The 4,544-nt window shown below is 50.1% G+C and carries 5 protein-coding genes; 3 read left to right on the forward strand and 2 right to left on the reverse strand.

Annotated features, from left to right (window positions below):
- Nucleotides 1-89 precede the first annotated feature (89 nt).
- Complete coding sequence (locus FDW87_RS10930; protein ID WP_137379737.1) at nucleotides 90-1,286, forward strand: multidrug effflux MFS transporter; 1,197 nt, start codon at nucleotides 90-92, stop codon at nucleotides 1,284-1,286.
- Nucleotides 1,287-1,318: 32 nt separating this feature from the next.
- Here the strand turns inward: FDW87_RS10930 and FDW87_RS10935 are convergent, their stop codons facing one another.
- Entirely contained in the window at nucleotides 1,319-2,353 is a 1,035-nt protein-coding gene (locus tag FDW87_RS10935; RefSeq protein WP_019076755.1) for an AI-2E family transporter, read from the reverse strand.
- Between the two features lie 416 nt (nucleotides 2,354-2,769).
- Here FDW87_RS10935 and mdtJ point away from each other — a divergent pair, with 416 nt between their 5' ends.
- Both mdtJ and mdtI read left to right on the forward strand, forming a co-directional pair.
- A complete protein-coding gene (gene mdtJ, locus FDW87_RS10945) occupies nucleotides 2,770-3,135 on the forward strand; it encodes a multidrug/spermidine efflux SMR transporter subunit MdtJ (protein WP_161623250.1) in 366 nt (121 codons plus the stop codon).
- Nucleotides 3,122-3,451 carry a multidrug/spermidine efflux SMR transporter subunit MdtI gene (gene mdtI, locus FDW87_RS10950; RefSeq protein WP_016153035.1) on the forward strand — a complete coding sequence of 110 codons (330 nt, stop codon included), beginning with the start codon at nucleotides 3,122-3,124 and terminating at the stop codon, nucleotides 3,449-3,451. The genes mdtJ and mdtI overlap by 14 nt, the downstream gene beginning before the upstream one ends.
- 34 nt (nucleotides 3,452-3,485) lie before the next feature.
- Here mdtI and FDW87_RS10955 read toward each other — a convergent pair whose 3' ends face one another.
- Nucleotides 3,486-4,307, reverse strand: a complete 822-nt coding sequence (locus tag FDW87_RS10955; protein WP_016156459.1) for a serine protease — start codon at nucleotides 4,305-4,307, stop codon at nucleotides 3,486-3,488.
- Between the last annotated feature and the right edge of the window lie 237 nt (nucleotides 4,308-4,544).

Consider the following 4,544-nt stretch of genomic DNA (forward strand, 5'->3'; position numbering starts at 1 on the left):
TCATAAACCCATACGGTTTTAACCGTCTAATCACCGTAAAACGCCGTGTATATACTGCTTCCTGACTTTTTAGAACATAACAGGGCGCTATGCGTACACGTAAACATGCCTCGTCGGCGGCTATAGCAAGCCAGACTGGTCTTACTTTTATTCTGATCCTCAGTGGCCTGATGGCCTTTGCCTCGCTTTCCACCGACATTTATCTTCCGGCAATGCCGACAATGGCAGAGGATTTGCATGGCAATGTAGAACTGACGATCACCGGTTTTTTGGTAGGTTTCGCCATTGCGCAATTGATTTGGGGGTCGATAAGCGATCATCTGGGACGGCGTAAACCGCTGTTAATTGGCATGGTGCTTTTTATCATCGGCTCCGCAGGATGTGCGATGTCCACGAGTATTACGCAAATTGTTTTCTGGCGAGTTTTTCAGGCGCTTGGAGCCTGTACCGGACCTATGCTGGCGCGGGCGATGATCCGCGATCTCTTTGCACGTACTCGCGCGGCGCAAATGCTTTCAACTCTGGTGCTGGTCATGGCGATTGCGCCAATAGCAGGACCGTTGATTGGCGGACAAATTATTCGCCTGAGCACCTGGCACTCTGTTTTTTGGCTGCTGGCGGTGATAGGAGCGCTGATGTTTATCTCCTTAAACTGGCTGCCGGAAACATTGCCGGAAGAGAAACGGGTGAAAGCTTCTTTAGCTGGCGCATTTCGTAATTATCGTTCGCTATTCGCCAATGGACGTTTTATGCGCTACACCCTGAGCCTGACGTGTTATTACGTTGCCGCGTATGCGTTTATTACCGGTTCGCCGTTTGTTTATATTAGCTATTATCATGTTGAACCACAGCATTACGGCTGGCTGTTTGCGCTCAATATTGTCGGAGTCATGGTCATGAGCGTAGTAAACCGTCGTCTGGTGCAACGGCATTCTCTGGAGCAACTGCTAAAGTATGCGACGATGCTGGCGGCGCTGGCTGCAGTGGCGCTTGCGGTGCTGGTTAAGCTGGAGTCAGGTGGCGTTGAAGCCATTATCATCACCGTTTTTCTGTTTTTCTCAATGAATGGCATTATTGCTGCTACTTCAACCGCTGCTGCGCTGGACGCAGTACCGAGCATCGCCGGTTCAGCCTCCGCGCTGATTGGCGCGTTACAATACGGTAGCGGCATTATCTCGTCATTGCTGCTGGCCGCCTTCAGCGACGGAACACCATGGACTATGGCCTGGATAATTGCGTTATTTACGTTGTGTAGCGCCGTTCTGGCGCTACGTGCTACGCGCTAAACGATAAAAATGCCCGCAATGGCGGGGCGAATTCACTCTTTATTGAGATCGCTCAGCAACACGGCAATGCTTTGACCGCCGTTGGTTTGCTCAAGCGCGATTTTCACGATGATGGTCAGCGGCACAGAAAGCAGCATCCCGACAGGCCCCAGTAACCAGCCCCAGAAGATTAACGACAGAAACACCACCAGCGTAGACAACCCAAGTCCACGCCCCATGATCCGCGGTTCGAGGATATTCCCGAACACCAGGTTAATGACCAGATAACCTGCGAAAACCACCAGGGCGTCATAAAGGCCGCTAAATACCAGCACCTGAGCAATAGGGGGAATGGCGGCCAGCACCGAACCGATATTAGGAATATAGTTGAGTGCAAAGGCCAGCAGTCCCCAGACAAAAGCGAAACGCACGTCGAGTGCGGCAAGCATGCCCCAGGCCACCAACCCGGTCACAATGCTGATCGCCGTTTTGAGCACCAGATAGTGGGAAACGCTGTCGATGGCTCGTTGAATCGCCGCCATTCCCTCAATGGGACGACTCATCATTTGTTTGAGTTTGTTGGGTAACTGCGGTACTTCCAGCAGCATAAAAACCACCGTCAACAGCAGTAAAAATATCGATGACATGGCATTAGACAACTGCGCCAGTAAATTGGTCACCAGCGTCATTGCCGCGTTCGGGTCGATATATTTGACGAGTTCATCTACGGAAACGCCGATCCCTGCGCGCTGTAACCACGGCTCAAGGTTTTTGAGTGGGATAACCAGTGAAGAGCGATACTGCGGCAGCGTTCGCGCAAGCTCGTTTAAGGATGTACCTAAATACGCTAATAGCAACACCATTAGCATCACAATAATAACAATGAGCAATGATACCGCTATTACGCGCGGTATGCGAAGTTTGACCATCCGCTGCACCACGGGGTTAAGCACGACGGCAATAAATAACGCCAGAATAAATGGGACGATGATATCTGCGGCAACGCGGATGCCGCTCAGGATGATAACCAGCATGCCCAGCATAATGACTATTTTTAGGCCGTTAAGCGTGATGATCGGTTTCGCCATGTGTATTCCTGCATTTTTCATTTTTGAATCTGAATAATAATGTGATTTGCGTCGAGCCGTTATAACAAAAATCAAATGGGGCAGGTAAAGAAGTGAAAAGACTTTGAGTTCGCATTGAAGCTATGGTACAAATCATCTGTGTTTAACTACCGAGGACAATTATCATCCGCGATGATGAGAAGCAACACTGCGGATAATTGTAATATTATGGACAATATGTTCAGGATGTTTTTGCGTTTACCTTCACTTCTTCGTACCTCCTCCACTTTCTTGCTTGCGGGTGAGCAACACTGGCGCAACGCGCTTTAGTCCCTTCTTCTGCCTGAGCTGGCGCTGTGCGCTGAGCTAACTAATTTTATTTTTTGGTTTACTGCATGCAGTAGGCCCAAAGGACTATATTCTCAAGCAGGAGAAGCATTATGTTTTACTGGATATTATTAGGTCTGGCCATCGCGGCTGAAATTACTGGTACGCTGTCAATGAAATGGGCAAGTGTCGGCCATGGTAATTCGGGCTTTATTTTAATGCTGGTAATGATTGCCTTATCGTATATTTTTCTCAGTTTTGCCGTTAAAAAAATTGCCCTTGGTGTGGCCTATGCCTTATGGGAAGGTATCGGTATTTTATTTATTACGCTGTTCAGCGTGCTGTTATTTGACGAAACCTTGTCCACGATGAAGGTGGCTGGACTGGTCTCGCTGGTGTTAGGTATTGTGCTGATTAAATCCGGTACACGAAAACCGACAAAGGCGGGCAGAGAGGTGAGCCATGCAGCAGTTTGAGTGGGTTCACGGCGCATGGCTTGGCATAGCCATTGTGCTCGAAATCGTCGCTAACGTCTTTTTGAAATTTTCAGATGGGTTTCGCCGCAAGACTTATGGCGTGCTGTCGCTGGCAGCCGTGTTAGCGGCCTTTAGCGCGCTGTCCCAGGCGGTAAAAGGTATCGACCTTTCTGTTGCCTACGCCTTGTGGGGCGGCTTTGGGATTGCTGCGACGTTAGCGGCAGGTTGGGTATTGTTTGGTCAGCGCCTGAATCATAAAGGCTGGATCGGTTTGGCGCTGCTGCTTGCCGGAATGGTGATGATTAAACTTGCCTGATCTCAGTGCTGCCCGTTACTACGGGCAGCATAGGTTATTCGTTCGCCAACTCATCCAGCTTATCGCGAAAACCGGTCACGGATATGGCGCGATTATCGGCCCGCCAGCGATCTTTCGCCGCCGGAGCGGAGCTTTGTACGCCAATCAACTGCCAGCCAGTATCTGTCTTCAACATCAATGGTGAACCGCTGTCGCCCGGGAGTGTGTCGCACTGGTGCGACAAAACGGTATTCTGCGCCCAACCGGTCACCACGCAATCCTGATGCGTGTACAAGTCATCGAGATGATCTTCTGGGTAACCCGACTGCGTAACTTTACGATCTGCGGTTTTCAGCGCCGCGGTTAATGCCGCTTTATCACCTTCAAATAATGGCAGCGGTGTGATCCCAGAAGGTGGGTAACGCAGCACCACCAGACCAAAATCCCACGGGGCCGCGGAAGGCGGCACAATCCAGCCATCGCCATCGGCTTTTAAACGTTTTCCGAGCGAGGGATCAACCCGTCCTTCAATGCCGTGGATCTCGTAGCGCCAGACACCCTTTTTCGACACGAAGCGTAATGCCACGGCTTTATCCGGCTTGCCTTTCGGGGGGGTGAGTAAGCAGTGTCCGGCAGTCAGTGCCAGTCGTGGTGAAATGAGCGTGGCAGTACACAGGTTACCGCTGGCGGTTTCCAGTTGCCCGATAGCGTCCCAAGGAGATTGCGTTGGGTCAGTCACTTTTATGCGATCGTCATGACCAAAAAACAGCGTTTTTACGTTTTCTGCTTCAGCGCTGGCCGTTGCAGGCTGGTCCGCATGCGCAACGACAGGAAGTAAACAAATTGAACCCAGTAACACAGCAATGGTTTTATGCATATCACACTCTGGTGGGGAATTATGATTTTTAACAGCAAACCCTCAGTTAATACTATAGACGGGACGGCGGGAAAGTGGGAGTAAAATCAGATAACTACACTCAGTATAGATAAAAATGCATGGCAATGAGGGCGCAAATTATCAGGGTAATAAGAATGAACTCAAAGCGATAATGTGACACCATTTTACCCTCCAAAAGGCGGCGCTAAATCAGGTCGATTTAGCGCCGTATGCTAT

This window comes from Citrobacter sp. wls826 (assembly GCF_005281245.1).
GTDB classification, from domain to species: Bacteria; Pseudomonadota; Gammaproteobacteria; order Enterobacterales; family Enterobacteriaceae; genus Citrobacter; species Citrobacter braakii.